Below are 17,981 nucleotides of genomic sequence, written 5' to 3'. Positions count from 1 at the left end.
AGAGGTTTTCAGTTCTACTGCGGAATGTCATCAAGCTGCGGCTGCGTGCCAGGCGGATGGTGTGGATGATCCTGATTCGCACAGCGATCTTGGCGGCGAGCAGCAATAGCAATTTGGCTTCGACGAGGGGGCGGAATGAAGAGCTTGCGACGCATCATGATGGACTGCTGAGCGATGCACTTTTACCGAAGAGTGGTATGCGGCAAAGACAAACGGTCGCCGATGCGTGGCTGTGCTCCAAGCTCAAGTGCCGCCCGCTCAGGCTGGTGAAAATCACGAAAGATTGAGGTCGTTTCCGTCGTGGCGATCAACCAGGCTCCTCAATTCCTCGCCGGTTCGCCAAACAAGCCAATTGTCCTCAACAATATCATCTTCCGCCAGCCGCAATATCGCCCCGCCGGGTTCCTGATGCACCACTTCGTAGACGCCCTTATCCAGTGACCAGCGCAGTACAAGTCCACATAGGAAGTCAGGAGCCCACATAGCAAAAGACACGCCGCGCCCGATTCCTCCCGCGATCTTGGCCATTCCTTTTCCTCTAAAGTCACTGCGAACCCAAAGATCCCCGTGGTAGGCTATTTTCCCGGTCAGCTTCTTTGCGCTTGGTGCTGTGCAAGCACAACTGTCTTGAGGATGTGCTTGTCTAACCGGGTCGGCATAAAACGCCTTCAGGGATTGGAGATGTTCCGCAAAGTTGCTGTTTGATAAGTCATACAGTCGAGCAGCCGCTAAAAGCGCGACTTGGCTATCTTTGTCGAAGCCGATGATCCAATATCCCTCACCTGATTTAATTGGCAAGCGATCCGGCCGGAAATTTGGAAATGTTGGACCTTTTGTTGGGGTGACGCGCGCGATGGAGACGTATTTATCGAAGTCAAACCCTATCGAAAGCTTGATGCCTTTTTGGGCGGCTGCGTCGTCATAAACTTGAAGGAAGCGCGAGACGTTCAATGGGTTAACTTTCATTGCTGCACCTATTCGATCGTGACGAGCTACGACGTGGTCTTCTCGAGAGTTAGTATTGATGGACATCATTAATAGAGATCGAAAGGTTACCCCTTCTTGGGAAAATGTTTTGAAATTCACGCGGCGGTGTGGCACGTATCACTATTAAATGGCGCGAGAATGGTCGGAAACAAACTTGAGCACGAGCGGTACGTTTGGGACGTTAATCGTTCGACCCATGTCGTTTCCTCGGAGACGAAGCGGTTCAATGAACAGTCACCCTTCTATCAGATTGCGCGAGCGTTGGACAGAAGCGCCCCGAATGTGCGCATTCGGGCGGGAGTTAGTGTACGACGCATGTACCAGAACGGACACCGCTCACCTACCGGAGAACGTGAAGCAACGAACCTGCTAAGCTTGGTAGTCGTTCCGCTAACCAACGCGAAGCCTGGCACGCAGGCTCATCATGGATCTCGGAAAAACTGAGACGCCCTTGAGCGTTTCGAAACCGCTTTCCGAACCTGCTTTAAACTGCCTGCCAATCGCAGAGTAGTTGCGGGAGGGACGTAGATTCCTCCACCCCCTCGCGATGTCGGTACGCTCGGCACTATTGCACTCGGATTCTGCCTTAAGTCATACGCGAAGCGTTGATTGGGGCAGGATGAAGGGTAGGTTCGTTGCGAACGTAGACTGCGGCGGTGGCATCTCTCCCCAACGTTGTGGGCGAACTTTGGCTGCCCTTGTAACCAAGCCGACAGACTCGGACGCGGAACATCGCTAGCCAGCTAAGATCGCCGATGCAGGGCATCGTTCAGTAACCATGCATGACGCGCTGCGGCCACGGCCGATGACCTATCGCTTGCGCGTTCGACGGGCTGGAGTGGACGCGTGTCTCACCCAAGCCTGTAAAGCAGCCGGCCGTTGTCGGCTGAGAGGCGAAGATCTTGCTGGAGCCTGTGATGCGCGGATATATCGTTCGATCATGGCGATTCGCGCCGAAGCTCTTCCGACCGACGCAGCGGCTCTGACCGAGATGGTGCTCGCGCTTGACGCCGAGAACGAGAAGCTGCGTGTGGCGATGCAGACACTGAAGGAGATGACCTTCGGCAAGCGCTCGGAGCGGCTGGTGGCGATCGTGGCCGAGCAGTTCGCGCTCGAACTGGACGATCTCGCGACCAGCGCCACACCACCTGCGTCAGCCAACGACGATCTACCTGCGACGAAGCCGGCTGGGAAGCCGCGCAAGAAGGCGAGGCGCAACATCGGTGCGTTGCCCAAGCATTTGCCGCGCTGCGAGCAGGTGCTCGAGCCGGACACGACAGCGTGCCCATGCTGCCAGGGCGCTCTGCGCAGGATCGGTGAGGATGTGAGCGAGGTGCTGGACGTGATCCCGGCGATCATGCGGGTACTACGCACGGTTCGTCCCAAATACGCCTGCCGCGGTTGCACCGACGGCGTGGTCCAGGCGAAGGTGCTGCCGCGTTTGGTTGAAGGTGGAATGGCATCGACGGCACTCGTGGCTCACGTGGTGGTCTCGAAGTTCGCCTGGTATCTGCCGCTGTACCGCCAAGTGCAGATCCTGGCTGGCCAAGGCATTCATCTCGACCGCGCAACGCTCGCCGGCTGGGTGAAGCGTGCGGCATGGTGGCTCAAGAGCCTCTATGAGCTTCAGCTGCGGACGATCCAGGCTTCGCCGCGGCTGTTCTGCGACGAGACGCCGATGCCGGTGCTCGATCCCGGACGACATCGCACTCGTATCTGCCAGTTCTGGGCGCATGCGATGGATGATCGCCCATGGGGCGGCCCATCGCCGCGGCACCGAGGAGATCGCCGGACAATTGACCGGCTTCTCCGGCATTCTGCAGGTGGATGGCTATGCCGCCTACAAAGCGCTGGCCCGCGGTCATGGCGGCGCGATCCAGCTCGCTTTTTGTCTCGCCCATGCCCGGCGCAAATTCGTCGAAGTGTACAAGACGATGCAGTCGCCGTTCGCTCAGGAAGTGATCGAGCGCCTGCAAGCGGTCTACGCCATCGAAGCCGAGATCCGCGGCTCGAGCGCCGAACAGCGGCTTGCCGCCCGCCGCACCAGGGCCGCACCGCTGATGGAGGTGCTTAAGGCGCGACTGAGTTCGATGCTCGACCAGCTGTTCTTCCAGTCGAAGCTGGCGGAGGCTATCAACTGTACGCTCAATCACTGGGATGGGTTGACGCTGTTTCTCCGCGACGGCCGCGTAGAGGTCGACAGCAACACTGTCGAGCGTTCAATGCGCCCGATTGCGATGGGAAGGCGGAATTCATTGTTCAGCGGCAGCGAGAGCGGTGCTGAGAGCTGGGCAATCCTCGCATCGCTGGTCAATACGGCAAAGCTCCATGAGCTCGATCCGCAGGTCTATCTGGCCGATGTGCTGGAGCGCATCATCTCCGGCCAGACCAAGAGCCACCAGTTGCGCGAACTTCTCGCCTGGAACTGGAAGGCGGCCCGCGAGCTCAGCGCATGGGAGGCTGCATGAGCCGGCGCCGCCGTTCATCATCATCTTCATCATCGATGGCGGCAGCCGCGATGCCGCTCGACGAACTTGAGCCTTGGCTGCAGGCTCGCGCCGCGCAGCATCCCATCGCCACGAGTCTTCCTATGCTCGACGGCTATGTCGCCGCGATCGTGGCCGGGCCGGTGTCGATAAGTCCGCCCGACTCGATCTGTCCGTTACTCGCCATCGACGCCGATGCGTTCAACCATGACGGCACGCGTGAGTTCGCTGCGATTTCGGCCGTCGCGCTGCGCCACAACGACATTAGTAGCATTCTTTCCACCGAGCCACATCGGTTTGCGCCCACCCATGCCCGCAAGCCGAATGGCGACGCTGATGCGCGGCCGTGGTACCGGGGATTCCATGCCGCCATGCGGCTGAGGCTACCGGCATGGACCCCGCTGCTCGACATCCGCAACATAAACCACGGCTTGCTCCTGCCCATCCTGCTGCATTGCGTTGACGATGAGGGGCGTCCACTGCTTGGACCACCAAAGAAAGGCCGCGAAACCGAGGAATTCCTGCGCAACGCCCATACCGATATCCCGGACGTCGTCGAGGCCATGCCCAGTACTGGATGCCGACGCGCTACGCTCGCGCGCGCTGATCACGGCAGATGTGGGAGCTCATACCGGTTACGATCGAACGGCCCAAGGGCCGACGGAGCCTCGCGCAAGATGCTGCTTTGTTTTCATCGATTTTGCCAAGTTGCGTTGGCGCACCAAGCATTACTACTAGGAGTTCAAACAAGAAGAGGGCTTGGTCACACCGTTCTGCGCGGGAGAGCCGCGCAGCTTTTGAGTTTTGGGAGGCGCAAATTGCTTTTTGACCACTCCGGCCGGCACAGCGCCACGCGATCTATCGTCCGACAGCTTACTTGTGAGTCGCTCCTTAATGCTTCGCATACACGTCGACGCAGTATTTCTTCCACACGAGGCCCTACATTAGAGGAATGCGGCCCCTATCGTCCGCTAAGATTTTCGGCGGCGACAATCCCGTCGACTATCCCACCAACCTTTGAGGGAGCCGCTATGCGTGAGTCTCAAAGCATCTTGGCCAGAAACGAAGCCATTGCCGCCAAGCGCTCTCGTCGAGGTGCGCGTATGCGCGACCGAGTATCCCGGTCAGAGCACGCAGAGTTTGCCAAGTGCGCCAAGCCGCCATCATCTCCACGCGATGACACTTCAGCGTCGGCGCGGCTCTCTTCCATGTAACAATTGTCCAACAAAGTAACCTAATAAGGAGAGAAAATGAACTCCCCTGTGCCCGAACTCTCAGCTGCGCTTCCAAATATCGATGAGCATCATACCGACCGAAGGTGCTATCCGCATGGAGTCGCCTTCATGGATGGGCAGTACCTGCCGATGTCCGAGGCCAAACTATCCGTGCTCGATTGGGGCCTTCTGCACTCCGATGCGACGTACGATACGGTGCACGTCTGGAAAGGAAAGTTCTTCCGATTGGACTTGCACCTTGACCGTTTCTGGGCGGGCATTAAGAGCCTACGGATGAATCTGCCTTATGGTCGCAACGAGCTGGCCGCTATCCTCAACAACTGCGTCGCTCTGTCAGGTCACAGATCGGCGTATGTGGAGATGATCTGCACGCGCGGTTCATCGCCGACATTCAGTCGCGATCCGCGCGAAGCGGAGAACCGCTTCATTGCCTTTGCCGTCCCGTTCGGCTCGGTTGCAAACGAGAAGCAATTGGAAAGAGGGTTGCATGTCGCGGTCAGTGAGACCGTCCGCATCCCGCCGAGCTCAGTCGATCCCACCATTAAGAACTATCATTGGCTTGATCTCGTGAAGGGCCTTTTTGAGGCTTACGACGCGGGAGGGGAGACGGCGTTGATTCTGGACACGAACGGGCACATTGCGGAGGGGCCGGGTTTCAATGTATTCCTTGTTAAACGAAGATCTTTAAGAACACCAGCTTTTGGAGTGTTGCCGGGCATCACGCGTCGGACTGTGTTCGATCTCTGTGCCGAAATTGGACTCTCGGTGGTGGCTGCTGATGTCACTCGTGCTGAGCTCAAAGAGGCAGACGAGGTGTTCATCACTTCGACAGCGGGCGGTATTATGCCCGTGACGCGCATCGACGATGCCACCATCTCCCAAGGGCAGGTCGGATCCATCACTCGTCGGCTCATGGACCTCTACTGGCAAAAGCACGATGATCCGGCTTGGTCGACGGCCGTCGTTTATCCCTGACAGGAGGCTGGCGATGACGGAGGCGGCGACAGAAGTCCAGATTACTGTACTTCTTGATGGAAGTCGGCATCCTAGTTGCTCCGGTTTCGTATCCAGTCGTGCCGGAGGGCACTGCGCGGATTAGATGCCGGCCGATCTGGTGTAACTCAGCTACGGACGGTCGTGATGTCGATGACGATCTCGATCTGCGGCAGGTGCGCTGGCGCGGAGCCACGGTTGCCGCGGCGCCTACGGGCCAGCACTCACGGCCTTCGGGTGTGCTGACGTGCCTGTCGACATCTTCCAGACCCAGCAGCATCTGATCTTCAGGCAGCGTCTCGGCCCGCCGGCCAACCAATGCTGCCGCGATTCCTTAATGAACTGACGCAGCCGTTCGCTCTCGCGCCGCTCGGCAAGCAACATCGCTTTCAGCGTCTCGGGATCGTTAGGCTGGGCGTCATCGCATCCACCACCGCCGGCCCAAACTGTACCTCTTCCGTCCCGGATTGATCGCCACGGTCTCTTTTAGCTGTAGCCAGCCCGAACAATTGCAGCGGTGACGATCCATGCCGTCGGGGGGCTGAACAGACCGAGTCGCCGCTCGTCATGATCTTGCAATGATCCGTGCCTTGTCGTCGTCGCTCCACTTCCGCCTACGGCCGGCTCCGGTGAAGACTTCGAGCCGCACTGGCTCAGCGATCGCATTATGCGCCATGTCCGTTCTAAGCCTAACCAAACCTGCTAAGCCCCCGCCTATGGCGGGGCGAAAACCGGCAGTTTCTACAGCTGCGAGAATGAAGTCATGGAGCCTCCTTGGGGAACCGCCAAGAACCCTCAAGGAGACCATGATGAAGCAGAGTACAATCATCTTAATCACGCGACCTGGGAGTGCAAGTACCACGTCGTGTTTACGCCGAAGTACCGCAAGAAGCTGTTGTTCGGGAAGATCAAGCGGCACTTGGGCCAGGTATTTCACGATCTGGCACGACGGAAGGAGTGCCGGATCGAGGAGGGCCACTTGATGCCCGATCATGTTCATATGCTGATATCGATCCTCCGAAGTATTCGGTGGCGCAGATAATCGGGTATATGAAGGGGAAGAGCTCGATATGGCTCGCGCAGAATGTCGAACGGAAGATGCGAAATTTCCTCGGCCACAAATTCTGGGCTCGCGGATATTTTGTCACCACCGTCGGCCGCGATGAGGAAATGATCCGGGCCCACATCAAGAATCAGGAAATGGCGAACCAGCAGCTGGATCAGTTGGAGCTCAAGGTCTCAGCTAACCCCAAAATCTCAGCAATCGTCCTAAGATCCCTCAAAACCGCCTTTGGCGGTTCCCAATCAAACCTCCAGCTCTGGAGGTTATTGGCTTGTCCAAACGAACCGCAGACTCGCAGATCAACCCCTCATCCGATAGGGACCGTGAGCAGCGCTTACGACCTCCACCTCGGGTTCGCCTCTTGTTGCGAGCCCAGCATGCTCCTCGAGCTGGCATCGACGCGAAGCAGATCGGCGCTGAGGATCGCGACCCTACGCAGGGCCGACGATTCCGCCTTGAACATCGCGAAGCGCAGCATCTGGACTAAACGTCGCCTCGAATCGTCAAATCCTTCGCCTCCGCGCTCGCCCTACCGAAAGCTAGACGGGAAGCCGCGGCTCGAACTTGACACGATCAAGGGTGATCATGCTCTGGAATTTCCGTACATTGGGGTTGGTATAGAGCTTCGTCTTAATGAAGACGTCAAAGGCCTCGACGTCCTCGACCGCCACGATCAGGACGAAATCTGCGTTGCCCGTAACCATATAGCACTGGCTAACTTCCTGAGCAGCTCGCATCGCGCGCTTGAAATCGTCGACAAGGTCAAGACGCTCGCGGTCGAGCTCTACCGTAACGACAACCGTAAGCGACTTGCCAAGAGCCTTCGGATCCACCAGCGAGATATCTGCAACGATCACACCAGCCGAACGCAACTTGTTCACTCGACGCATGCACGAGGCCGGCGAGGAACCGATAAGGTCCGCTAGTTCGGCAAAGGAAAGCCGGTTGTTTTTCTGCAGTGCTGCGAGAATCCTGCGATCTAGGTGGTCCATAGAGCCCCTCAGCAACGCTGGGGATTGTAGGAATGTAGCGCGACGTTTATTGCGATTCTCCTCCCCAATTGAACCAAACAAACCGCTCCTCGCTCGCAAACGATCTGCTGAGCTCATGTAAGCCAAAGATCATTTCAGATCGTGCCTCATTGTGCAATCTTTGTTTCAGCGGCCACTGCGTTTTGGCGCAAATCTGGCCATTCCATGCGTCATCCTCCCAACGGTAACACACACGAAGTGCGTCGTTAGTCGGCGTAGATTCTGTGCTCTCTCGGAGTCTTGAATGGCATCGCCGACGCCACGCTCTCTCGGAATCTTGGCTCTCGAACGCGGGATGCCCCCCGGCGCCCCGCGCCCAACGCCGAAGCGGGGCTCGTTGCTGAGTCCGGCTACCTTCGACTTCCCAGTTATTTCGGAAACCGTCGCGGGGGCTTGGGCGGAGAACGTCGTCCGAGGCGAGCCGGCCCTCGAGCCCGCCTTTATCGCAGCCGCTCGGCGCTTGGTCGAGCGGGGCGCAGTCGCGATATGTTCGGGCTGCGGCTTCTCTATCCGGCATCAAGTAGGGGTGGCTGCGTCAGTAAGCGTCCCGGTTGCTATGTCGAGCCTGCTTCTGATGCCGGTATTGCTCCGCCAGTTGCCGAAGCTGGCCAAGATCGCCGTTCTGACCTACGACTCGACTCATTTGGGCGAAGATCTGCTCGGGGTTGATGATCCGGCCGAGCGATCGAGGATCGTGATCGGCGGTCTCGAAGGCAGCAAGTTCTGGTATGACGAACTGAAGCGCCCGACGCCCCCGACAGATATCTCCGTTCTTGAGGCGGACGTCGCCGCTTGCGTCGAGCGACTCCGCGTCGCTCATCCGGAGATCGCGGCCCTCTTGTTCGAATGTACAGTGTTCCCGATGGTCGCGCCGGCGATCCGTGATATCACAAAGCTGCCTGTCTACGACATCATCGGCCTCGCCCGGATGATGTTAGCGTCCGTCGCCTGAGGGTATCGCTGCGCGTTACTGAGGCGGCGCAACAACAGCGGGCTCGTTTACAATCAGAGAATGGTCATTTTACAGCAGTCGCGCTGCGAAATTCTGAAAAGTGGGGTTGCGGCCATGGTCTGGCCGTCTTGGCTTGGAGGAATGAATGCTACAGGATCTCAAGTGATTATCCCTAGCGTTTCGACTGTTCACCGCAGTTGCACGGTCCAAGAAGAGATTCGCCATTTTGTTGCGGGACCCTGCTCACGGGCCGCTTACCGCTGGATCGATGCGTGCGCCTAGGGTTCGTCGCATAAATTTGATCGCAAGGCCGCCGTAGGAGAAAAGAATGATCGATCTGCTCAGCGATACCGTAACCCCTCCCACGCAGGAAATGCGGCAAGCGATGTTCAGCGCGGAAGTGGGTGACTCCGGTTACGGCGAGGATCCGACTGTAAACCGTCTTGAGTCTTTGGCGGCGGAAATGCTGGGCAAGGAGGGGGCCGCTTTCATGCCGAGCGGATGCCAAGGAAATCTTGCGGCGCTGCTCGCGCATTGTCCCCGCGGCCACGAGGTGATCGTGGGCGACCGATCGGACCTCTATGATTTTGAAGCCGGCAGCGTGTCCGCGTTGGGAGGGCTTGTCTTGCACCCGGTTGCGACGGAGCCAGACGGACGGCTTTTGCTGGACAACCTGCGCTCGGCGATCCGGGACAAAGGCGATTATCAATGCGCGCCGGCTGGAGTCATTGTGCTGGAAAATCCCCACTGTCAACTCGGCGGGCGTGTCCTGCCTGTGTCCTATATCAAGGAGGTGCGTGCGCTTGCTGACGAACGCGACCTGCCGCTGCATCTCGATGGGGCGCGAATCTTCAACGCTGCAGTCGCATTGAGGAGGGCGCCGGCAGAAATGGCTGAAGATGTCGACTCAATCATGTTTAGCTTGTCCAAGGGACTCGCTGCGCCATTCGGCTCCATGGTGTGTGGAACGCGGGCTTTCATCGAGCGAGTGAAGCGGAATCGGAAACTCTTGGGAGGCGGCCTTCGCCAAGCGGGCATTATGGCTAGTGCGGGTATCGTGGCGCTTCAGACCATGGTGTCCCGTTTAGCCGAGGACCACCGGCGCGCTCAGCTGCTGGCCGACCGCATCCGCGCAATTCCTGGTATTCGCCTCGAGCCCAGCGTGATCGAGACGAACATGGTCTTCTTCAGGGTCGAATGGAATGATCTGTCGATCCCAGAGTTTCTGGCTGCACTCTCGCAGCAGGGGGTGAGGATGGGAACGCTCCGTGAAGGCGTCGTTCGCGCTGTTCTCCATTATTTGATTAGCGACGCCGAGGTGGATGCAGCCGCGCAAGCCATTCGCTCAGTCCTGCAGGCGGAAAATCGATAACCGTGTGCAAGAATTTCAACGAGGACTGCGAAGTCCATCGTTGCGGCCGCCACGGGTCCAAGCTCGCTTCTGACTACCTTCAGTAGAGGGGGCGGACGAATCGCTCAGCATCGCCGCGCTACGGGAGCAGCGTTGGAGAACGGTGGCATGCAGCGCCGAATGGCGATCGTGGTCACTCGACATCTCGTAGCTTTCCCAACCCACATCCGACAGAATGCAGCAATACTGCGAGTCTACCCCAAAAACGCGCGATGTGAACGCAAGTGCAAGGCTAATCTTATAAGACCGAAAGAGGTTAATACATGGCCATGACATTCTCACCGATACCTCTAACCGGCGTCCCATTCGCGAAATCAGAGTACGAACGCCGGCAGCAGAAGGTGCTTGAGGCGGTGGTCAGCGCCGAACTCGACGCACTCCTAGTCACCGCTCACGCAAATCTCCAATACCTGACCGGGTACAACGGGCGTGGTGCGTATTTTGCACCGTTCCCGTTGATCCTCATGCCGGGGCGGGCGCCGACATATGTTGTCCGAGAGTACGAGATGGCTGCCGTTCGCGCGGACAGCTGCATCGATCAGATCGTTCCTTATGCCCAGCAGGGCGACTTTGCCAAGGTGTGCGCCGATGTCCTTAAGCGGTATGGACTGCAGCGCCGGAGGGTAGGTCTCGAGCTCGGTTGCTGGAACTTGGCTCCGGCCGATGTGAGCGCGCTCCAGGCGCAACTTACCGATTTGCAGATCGTCGACGCGACTCGCGTGGTTTCCTTGGTGAAGGCCGTGAAAAGCGGGGCGGAACTCGATGCCATGCGCGGCGCGATGGCCATGACCGACCTCGCTGTGCAAACGTTTCAGCATTCGTTGCGAGAAGGCGTCACCGAAGCGGAAGTGGCCGCGCTCATTGAGCGGGAGGTCACTAAGGCTGGTGGCCAAATCTCTACAGTGTCGTCTCTGGGATTCGGCGAGCGGACGAGGCTGCCGCACGGGGTCCCCGCGCCCCATCCGATCAGAATCAACGAGCCGGCCATGGTGGAAATCGGCTGCTCGAAGCACGGGTACGCCACAGGCCTTGTCCGGAGCGCCGTAATTGGTCGGCATCCTGAGACAGAATCTCTGCACGCCTTGGCGGAGGACGCTCTCGAGGCCGCGATTGCCGCGATCAAGCCGGGGGTCGCGGCGGGTGCGGTAGATGCTGCTGCACGCAAGATGATCGAGCGGTGTGGGCGCCCGCAAGCCTTTCGCCACCGGACCGGATACGCAACCGGTCCCCAATGGTCGGGACGGGGTAACCTGAGCTTAGAGCCGGGCGCGACCGACGTCCTTCAGGCCGGCATGACCTTGCATTTGCCGATCCTTCTATTCGGGCAAAGCGACTACATAATCGGGTGCAGCGAGCATGTCGTGGTGACGGAGCGCGGCGCTGAAATTCTCAGCCGTACACCACACACGCTTTATCGTGCGTGATTCGTAGGTTGGGAAAGCTTGGACATGCACGACATCGAAACTTTTCGGAATCTGCAGAGCGAGGCAACCGCGTGGCGCCGCTACCTCCACCAAAATCCCGAACTTGACTATCGGGTGCATAACACTGCGAGGTTTGTGACCGAGAAGCTGGCTTCGTTTGGAATCAATCACATCGAAACTGGTATAGCTGACACCGGTATTGTTGCATTGATTCAGGGCGAAGGCGGAGACGGGCCAACGATTGGGCTGAGGGCGGACATGGACGCCCTGCCAATTGTCGAAGCGTCAAACAAACCTTGGTCATCGACAATATTTGGCAAGATGCACGCGTGCGGCCATGACGGTCACACGGCCATGCTGCTGGGTGCCGCAAAATACCTTGCCAATACGCGGAATTTCAAAGGCGCCGTGGCCTTGATCTTTCAGCCGGCGGAAGAAGTAGAGCTGCCATCGGGCGGCCTAAGGATGGTCCAGGAAGGCATCATGGACCGTTTTGGTATCTCCCAGGTTTTTGGCCTGCACAACGCGCCGGGAATGGAGATCGGCAAGTTCAGCATTTGTCATGGTCCGATCGGGGCTGCACAGGACGACTTCGACATAGTTGTGAGGGGCAGGGGCGGTCATGCGGCGTCGCCCCACCGGACCATCGATCCCGTTGTAATTGCGGCGCAGATCATCGTCGGCCTGCAAGTTTTGGTTTCGCGCAACACGGACCCGAGGGAGGCGCTCGTAATCTCTGTCACCAAGTTGAATGCCGCTCAGGCCTACAACATCATTTCTGATCACGTTGAAATGGCTGGTACTGTCAGGACCCTCACACCCACCCTACGGGACTTTGCCGAACGACAGATTCTGGCATCCGCCCAAGGCATTGCGCGCGGATTTGGAGCGGATGTCGAGCTTAAATATCGTCGATCCGTCCCCGTCATGTTCAATCACACAGAGCAGACTGATACGGCGCTCAAGATCGCACGCAATCTCGTGGGACCCGCCTCAGTGAATGACAAAGTCAAGCCGGGGATGGGGGCGGAGGATTTCGCCTACATGCTTGAAGCGCGGCCGGGCGCCATCATTTTCCTTGGTAACGGATTGACCGCTTCGTTGCATAGCCCCGCATACGATTTCAACGATGAAGCCCTCCCTTATGGCATCGGCTATTGGGTGAACCTGGTCGAGACGATATTGGCTGCCTGAAGTTTCATCTCGGTGCGTGTCATCCACACTTACGCTCCATCTGGCTGCGTTCATGAATGCGATCATGCGGGGCCTGGACGCCGTTCTCATAGTACGGTGGCCTCGCGCTAATCTTGGCAGAATTCGACGAAATCGTACGCGCCGTGCGTCTGGTTCGAATGTGTTTCAGGAATGGAGGTTCGCGATTCTGCCGCTCTGCCGAACATATCGTTCGTAAACGTTATGAAGGCGTCGACACTCTTTGTGATCGGAGACGAGGTTGATATTGGGGCGGCACACAATGAAGTCGGCCACCGTATCAATCTACAGATCGACTGCGGTCCCCGATACGCACAAATTCGGCACCGCGCAGTTAGAGAAGCATTGTCCTTCCTCAAATCAACTGGCCTTCTGTCGGTCACAGACACATCCAGAGCTCCCTGCAAGACAGGCAATTCGATTACTGAAATAGCGGTGGGCATATATACAATTCAATCTGCGCGGCGCTGCTGCATCGCCATGGTACTGGCGAAGGCGGCCTCATCGATGTGTCGACGTTGGGACTCCATCGCGGGATTAGAGGTCTGCAGGCAAGTCTTTCGACCCGCGTAATTTGAATACTGGTCCAAGGCACTGAGGGCCCAGCACAAGGCGTCATGGCGGCACTGATTGCATGAAAAATTTGAAATTCGCCGATTAAACGCAAAATTTCGGCCGTGCGAGGCGCGAAATTAGGGGAATTCGACTTTAGGCGGCCGATAATATTTCTCCATAAGAGGGAGGAGACGACTATGACGCTTACCCGACGTGAATTCGTAGCAACAGCGGGAATGGCCGCGCTGGCTGCCAGCAGCCGGGCTTCGGCGCAAGTCGCTGGCGAATTAAGAGTCTTGGTCGGCGGGGGTGATTACGGAAGGGCGAACATCGAAGCTTTTGTTAAGCCCTTCCAGGCCGAGACCGGGATACAGGTTACTCCGATTACCGACTCGATCACCCGGCCCCAATTTGAGCTGATGGTGACCACGAACCAAGTCGCAGTCGATGTCCTAGAGGCAAGCCCGCACTCGGTGCTTGAGCACGCTTCAAAAGGCTACCTTGAGAGCATCGATTACTCGATCTATCAAAAGTCCGAGCTGGATGGGATCATAGATTTCTGTAAGCAGCCTTACGGAGTGGGCAACATCGTCTACTCTTTTGTTATGGTCTACAACACCGAAAAATTCCCGCTTGGCAAGTCGAGGCCGACCACTTGGGCCGAGTTCTGGGATGTGAAGAAATTTCCCGGCGTTCGCATGCTGCAGGCCGGCAAAATTGGAACTGAAGGCCCGTGGGAGGAGGCTCTCCTAGCGGATGGCGTGCCTGCCCACGCGCTCTACCCAATGGATATCGATCATATCTTCGCCAGCCTAGACAAAATTAAACCGCATATTCGCAAGTGGTGGTTTCAAGCGTCCGAAATCCAACAGATGATGTACGATAAGGCTGCAGACGTCATGAATTCCCCTGATGGGCGAGCGACCTTGTTGGTTGATCAGGGCGCGCCCATCGAGATCAATCGGAACCAAGCTAAGCTGTCGTGGCTCAATTGGGTCATCCCAAAAGGCACCCCAAATGCGAAGAACGCACAGAAGTTCATCGAGTTCGCCACCCGAGCGGACCGTCAAGCGGCCCTATCTCAGCTGATTGCCTATGGGCCTAGCAATCGGAACGCATTGAAGTTAATACCAGATAAAGTGGTTCGTAAGCTTGCTACCTACCCTGATTACATGGCTAGCAGCATTCCCATGAATGCACAGTGGTACGCCGAAGTTGGGTCGGACGGGATGTCGAATACTCAGCGGCTTGTTCAGCGCTGGAACAGGTGGATTTTGGCCTAGATCGCCGATCTAGCCGCGGACTCATCATGGGACGTGTTGAGTCGGCCGGTCCGCTCTGTCACGTACGGCCGGACGCGCCGTATCCGATGGTCACGAAATCAAATCATTTGGAGTACGAATGGTGACTGTGCATGTCACGAGTCTCATCCCCGTCGCCACATCTGCAGGGACTGAAGCAATACAGAGGGGTTTCGGTTCCGCGCAAATCGAATTTTGCCGGGTCACGAAAATGTATGGACCAATCGCGGCGGTCAAGGACTTGTCACTCACAATCCGTCCGGGGGAATTCCTGACTATTCTGGGCCCAAGCGGCTCGGGTAAAACCACAGCGCTGATGCTGCTCGCCGGCTTCGTGGCGCCCAATAACGGCGACGTCCTGATTGGCGGAAAATCAGTGGCCGCAGTGCCGTCTTACCGGCGCGACCAAGGCATCCTTTTCCAGAGTTACGCCCTGTTTCCGCACCTCACGGTCCGCCGCAACCTAGAATTCCCCTTGGAAATGCGTGGCGTCAAGGCCGCCGAGAGGGCGACGCTAGTCGAACGCATGCTCGAGCGCGTGCATCTCGGGGACTTTGGCTGCCGGATGCCCGCCCAATTGAGCGGCGGGCAGCAGCAGCGTGTGGCCTTGGCCCGCGCGCTCATCGCCGATCCTCCAATCCTCCTACTCGATGAGCCACTCGGTGCGCTCGACCGCAACCTTCGCGAGCAGATGCAAAGTGAGCTGAAGAGCCTGCACAAGGAATTCGGGAAGACCACCGTATGCGTTACGCACGATCAGGAGGAGGCGCTCACCTTATCGGATCGCATTGTTGTCATGCGAGCAGGTCAGATTGAGCAGACCGATACCCCGGAAGCTCTTTACGACAGGCCCGCAACGCGTTTTGTGGCGAATTTTTTGGGCGAGGCTAACATCCTCGAAGATCCCGGTTTCAACGTCGAATCCGATACGGCGCAGCCCGTTGGCACCGTGCCCATGATTCGACCGGAGCGGATCTGCGTCGGCGTTTCCGTCGCGCTGGGGCGCGGCGATGTGGACCGGCGCCAATCGGTCACCGGAACAGTGGACGACATGATCTATGCTGGCCCGTTGCGTAAGTACCACGTGCGCGTCGGCAGCAGCTTGCTCACTGTGCGCGAGCATGTTGCCTCGGGGCAGCAAATTTTCCGCCCTGGCGATGAGGTGAGGCTCGATTGGCTGCGGTCCGACATCCGCTTCGTCGCCACGTGAGGGAATGATGGAAACGCTTCGGAACCTCGGCCGTTCGCCCATCGGGCTCAATTTGCCTGCATTCGGAATTCTGCTCGTCGTCTTCGGCATACCGATCGTCCGGCTATTTCTAGCCAGCCTCAATGCTCCGGCATTCTCGCTAATCAACTATCAGGCGTTCTTCGGCGAGCCGTCGAACGTCCGCGTGCTCTTCCAGACCATCGAGATGAGCGTCACGGCCACGGCCATCTGCCTCATTATCGGCTACCCCACTGCCTTCCTTATCGTAGCCGCTTCCGCACAAGTACGCACGGCTCTAATTGTACTGACCATGATAACGTATTTGACTAGTGCTTTAGTGCGCACCTATGCATGGGTAGTTATCCTTGGCGACCGTGGCCTGATCAACAATCTGATGCTTGACCTCGGGCTAATCTCCATTCCGCTGCCGCTCGTTTACAACCGCATGGCCGTTTATATCGGAATGGTGCACATCATGCTGCCGCTAATGATCCTGTCGCTGGTTAGCGTCATGCTGGGCGTGGACAAGTCGTTGATGGCGGCAGCCCGCAGCATGGGCGCACGGCCCCTTGCCGCCTTCTGGCGGGCTTTCTTGCCGCTGAGCCTGCCTGGGGTACGCAGCGGCTCTCTTCTAGTGTTCATTATTTGCCTCGGCTTCTACATCACGCCGGCCGCCCTCGGCGGGTTACGCGACGCCATGCTCGCAACGTTCATCGCGGCGCAGGTCGAGAGTTCCTTCGATATGGCGCAAATCGGGGCCTCCGCATTCATCCTCTTGGGAATCGCGGGCGCGCTCTCCATTCTAGGACTCGATCCTTCCAGTGCGCAGCCAAGTCCGAAATCTTGGTGCCGCCGACTGCGCTCAATCGGGGCGCTGAAACGAATTGTCCATGAGTTCTCCGCTCCTCGTAGGGCGAAGCGCTGGACAGCCCAGCTTTACCAAGCTGGGGGCGAAAGCCGTTTGCCAAAAATCGTCGGCACGATGTTCGTTACGCTCGTCATGTTTTACCTGCTGCTTCCCGGGGTGATCGTCATCGTTATGTCATTCAGTGCAGGACGGTTTCTGGAGTTCCCGCCCTCGGGCTTTTCGCTGCAATGGTACCACTCCTTCTTCAGCGATCCGTCTTGGTACGGCGCCGCCTGGATCAGCATGCAAATCGGCGTCGGGGTCGCCATCCTGTCAACCACCGTCGGGACGCTCGCGGCCTTCGGTCTTAGTCGGGCCGTTCCGCGGCTACGCGGCTTCCTAACCATGGTGATTCTGACGCCGATTACTATTCCGAGCATCGTTGTCGCCGTCGGGACCTATCTTGGTCTCATCAAACTAGGACTGATCGGCTCAAAACCAGGCATAGTCTTGGCGCATAGCATCGGCTCAATCGGCTATGTCGTCGTCATCGTCTCGGCGACCTTGTCGAATTTGGATCCACGTCTAGAGCAGGCGGCGAAGAGCATGAGAGCCGGACCACTGCAAACCTTCACAAGAGTGACGCTACCTCTGATCCGGCCAGGCGTCATCGGCGGCGCTGTGCTCGCGTTCATCCACTCATTCGACGAGGTCATCATTACTTCGCTGGTCAGTGGGTTCGCGATTCGCACTCTACCGCTGAAGATGTGGGAAAACATGCGCCACGAGATCGACCCTACCATCGCCGCAGTGGCGTCGCTGCTTACGCTTCTGCCCGTCCTCTGGCTAATCGCTCTCTACGTAACATGGTGGCGGTCGAGGCCGGAGGGACCTCGCGCGCTCCCGAACCTTGCAAAATGAGCCATCGACATTGGGGCTCTTCCTTGTCTCTGCATCATCTCCCGCAAAGCGCGTCGTGCCGTACATGAGTAGCTTAAAAGGCAAGATCGGAATTGCGGTGGTCACGAGTTCTCAGGCAGTGGCGTGGGATGCGTGCGGGGGCAGTTGATGCGGTCCGTGGGCCTTTATCAATCGGTTTTCGCGCGAGCTGCGAGCCAGCTCGCGCCTGATCGCTTGAGGCATAAATGATAAGCGATTTCGACACTGAAGAGTCTGAACACCTGCATCGCGAGACGATATCGGAGTTCGGCAGAGGGGCGGCCGAGTTCCATCCTTCAAGAGCTCAGATCTGTGCTACCGACCGCGGTCCAAGG

12 protein-coding genes and 2 pseudogenes are annotated in these 17,981 nt (G+C 58.0%); 12 read left to right on the top strand and 2 right to left on the bottom strand.

Annotation, left to right across the window (positions count from 1 at the left end; genetic code table 11):
- Positions 1-65: 65 nt before the first annotated feature.
- Complete coding sequence (locus QA635_RS33375; protein WP_283063940.1) at positions 66-287, top strand: hypothetical protein; 222 nt, start codon at positions 66-68, stop codon at positions 285-287.
- Here QA635_RS33375 and QA635_RS33370 read toward each other — a convergent pair.
- On the bottom strand, positions 274-1,035 hold the full coding sequence (locus QA635_RS33370; protein WP_283063938.1) for a hypothetical protein: 762 nt from the start codon (positions 1,033-1,035) through the stop codon (positions 274-276). The genes QA635_RS33375 and QA635_RS33370 overlap by 14 nt on opposite strands.
- Positions 1,036-1,927: 892 nt before the next feature.
- On the opposite strand from QA635_RS33370, the pseudogene tnpC reads away from it, so the two are divergent.
- The 4 genes and pseudogenes from tnpC to tnpA form a co-directional block, all read left to right on the top strand.
- Positions 1,928-3,455 (top strand): annotated as a pseudogene (gene tnpC, locus QA635_RS33365) (IS66 family transposase).
- Positions 3,452-4,687, top strand: coding sequence for a UPF0149 family protein (locus QA635_RS33360; protein WP_283063936.1), 1,236 nt, complete (start codon positions 3,452-3,454; stop codon positions 4,685-4,687). Before tnpC ends, QA635_RS33360 begins: the two are co-directional and overlap by 4 nt.
- Before the next feature lie 36 nt (positions 4,688-4,723).
- Positions 4,724-5,683 carry an aminotransferase class IV gene (locus QA635_RS33355; protein ID WP_283063933.1) on the top strand — a complete coding sequence of 320 codons (960 nt, stop codon included), beginning with the start codon at positions 4,724-4,726 and terminating at the stop codon, positions 5,681-5,683.
- 781 nt (positions 5,684-6,464) lie between these two features.
- A pseudogene (gene tnpA / locus QA635_RS33345) lies at positions 6,465-6,934 on the top strand (IS200/IS605 family transposase); the annotation flags it as partial.
- Between the two features lie 369 nt (positions 6,935-7,303).
- On the opposite strand, the gene QA635_RS33340 reads toward tnpA, so the two are convergent.
- Positions 7,304-7,756, bottom strand: a complete 453-nt coding sequence (locus QA635_RS33340; protein ID WP_283063931.1) for an Lrp/AsnC family transcriptional regulator — start codon at positions 7,754-7,756, stop codon at positions 7,304-7,306.
- Positions 7,757-8,369: 613 nt separating this feature from the next.
- Between QA635_RS33340 and QA635_RS33335 the strand changes: the two genes are divergently transcribed.
- From QA635_RS33335 to QA635_RS33305, 7 genes are all read left to right on the top strand, one after another.
- Positions 8,370-8,747 (top strand): aspartate/glutamate racemase family protein, encoded by a 378-nt coding sequence (locus tag QA635_RS33335; RefSeq protein WP_283063929.1) that lies wholly within the window; start codon positions 8,370-8,372, stop codon positions 8,745-8,747.
- A 328-nt stretch (positions 8,748-9,075) separates the two neighbouring features.
- On the top strand, positions 9,076-10,119 hold the full coding sequence (locus QA635_RS33330) for a GntG family PLP-dependent aldolase (protein WP_283063927.1): 1,044 nt from the start codon (positions 9,076-9,078) through the stop codon (positions 10,117-10,119).
- A 302-nt stretch (positions 10,120-10,421) separates the two neighbouring features.
- A complete protein-coding gene (locus QA635_RS33325; protein WP_283063925.1) occupies positions 10,422-11,582 on the top strand; it encodes a M24 family metallopeptidase in 1,161 nt (386 codons plus the stop codon).
- Positions 11,583-11,606: 24 nt separating this feature from the next.
- A complete protein-coding gene (locus tag QA635_RS33320) occupies positions 11,607-12,776 on the top strand; it encodes a M20 aminoacylase family protein (RefSeq protein WP_283063923.1) in 1,170 nt (389 codons plus the stop codon).
- A gap of 770 nt (positions 12,777-13,546) precedes the next feature.
- Positions 13,547-14,632 carry an ABC transporter substrate-binding protein gene (locus QA635_RS33315; protein WP_283063921.1) on the top strand — a complete coding sequence of 362 codons (1,086 nt, stop codon included), beginning with the start codon at positions 13,547-13,549 and terminating at the stop codon, positions 14,630-14,632.
- Positions 14,633-14,861: 229 nt separating this feature from the next.
- Positions 14,862-15,860, top strand: a complete 999-nt coding sequence (locus tag QA635_RS33310) for an ABC transporter ATP-binding protein (RefSeq protein ID WP_283063920.1) — start codon at positions 14,862-14,864, stop codon at positions 15,858-15,860.
- Between the two features lie 7 nt (positions 15,861-15,867).
- Complete coding sequence (locus tag QA635_RS33305; RefSeq protein ID WP_283071966.1) at positions 15,868-17,628, top strand: ABC transporter permease subunit; 1,761 nt, start codon at positions 15,868-15,870, stop codon at positions 17,626-17,628.
- The last annotated feature ends 353 nt before the right edge of the window (positions 17,629-17,981 follow it).

The organism is Bradyrhizobium brasilense (assembly GCF_029714345.1).
GTDB lineage: Bacteria > Pseudomonadota > Alphaproteobacteria > Rhizobiales > Xanthobacteraceae > Bradyrhizobium > Bradyrhizobium australafricanum.
Note: the sequence above shows the minus strand (reverse complement) of the source record. Positions and strands in the feature narration are given on the sequence as shown.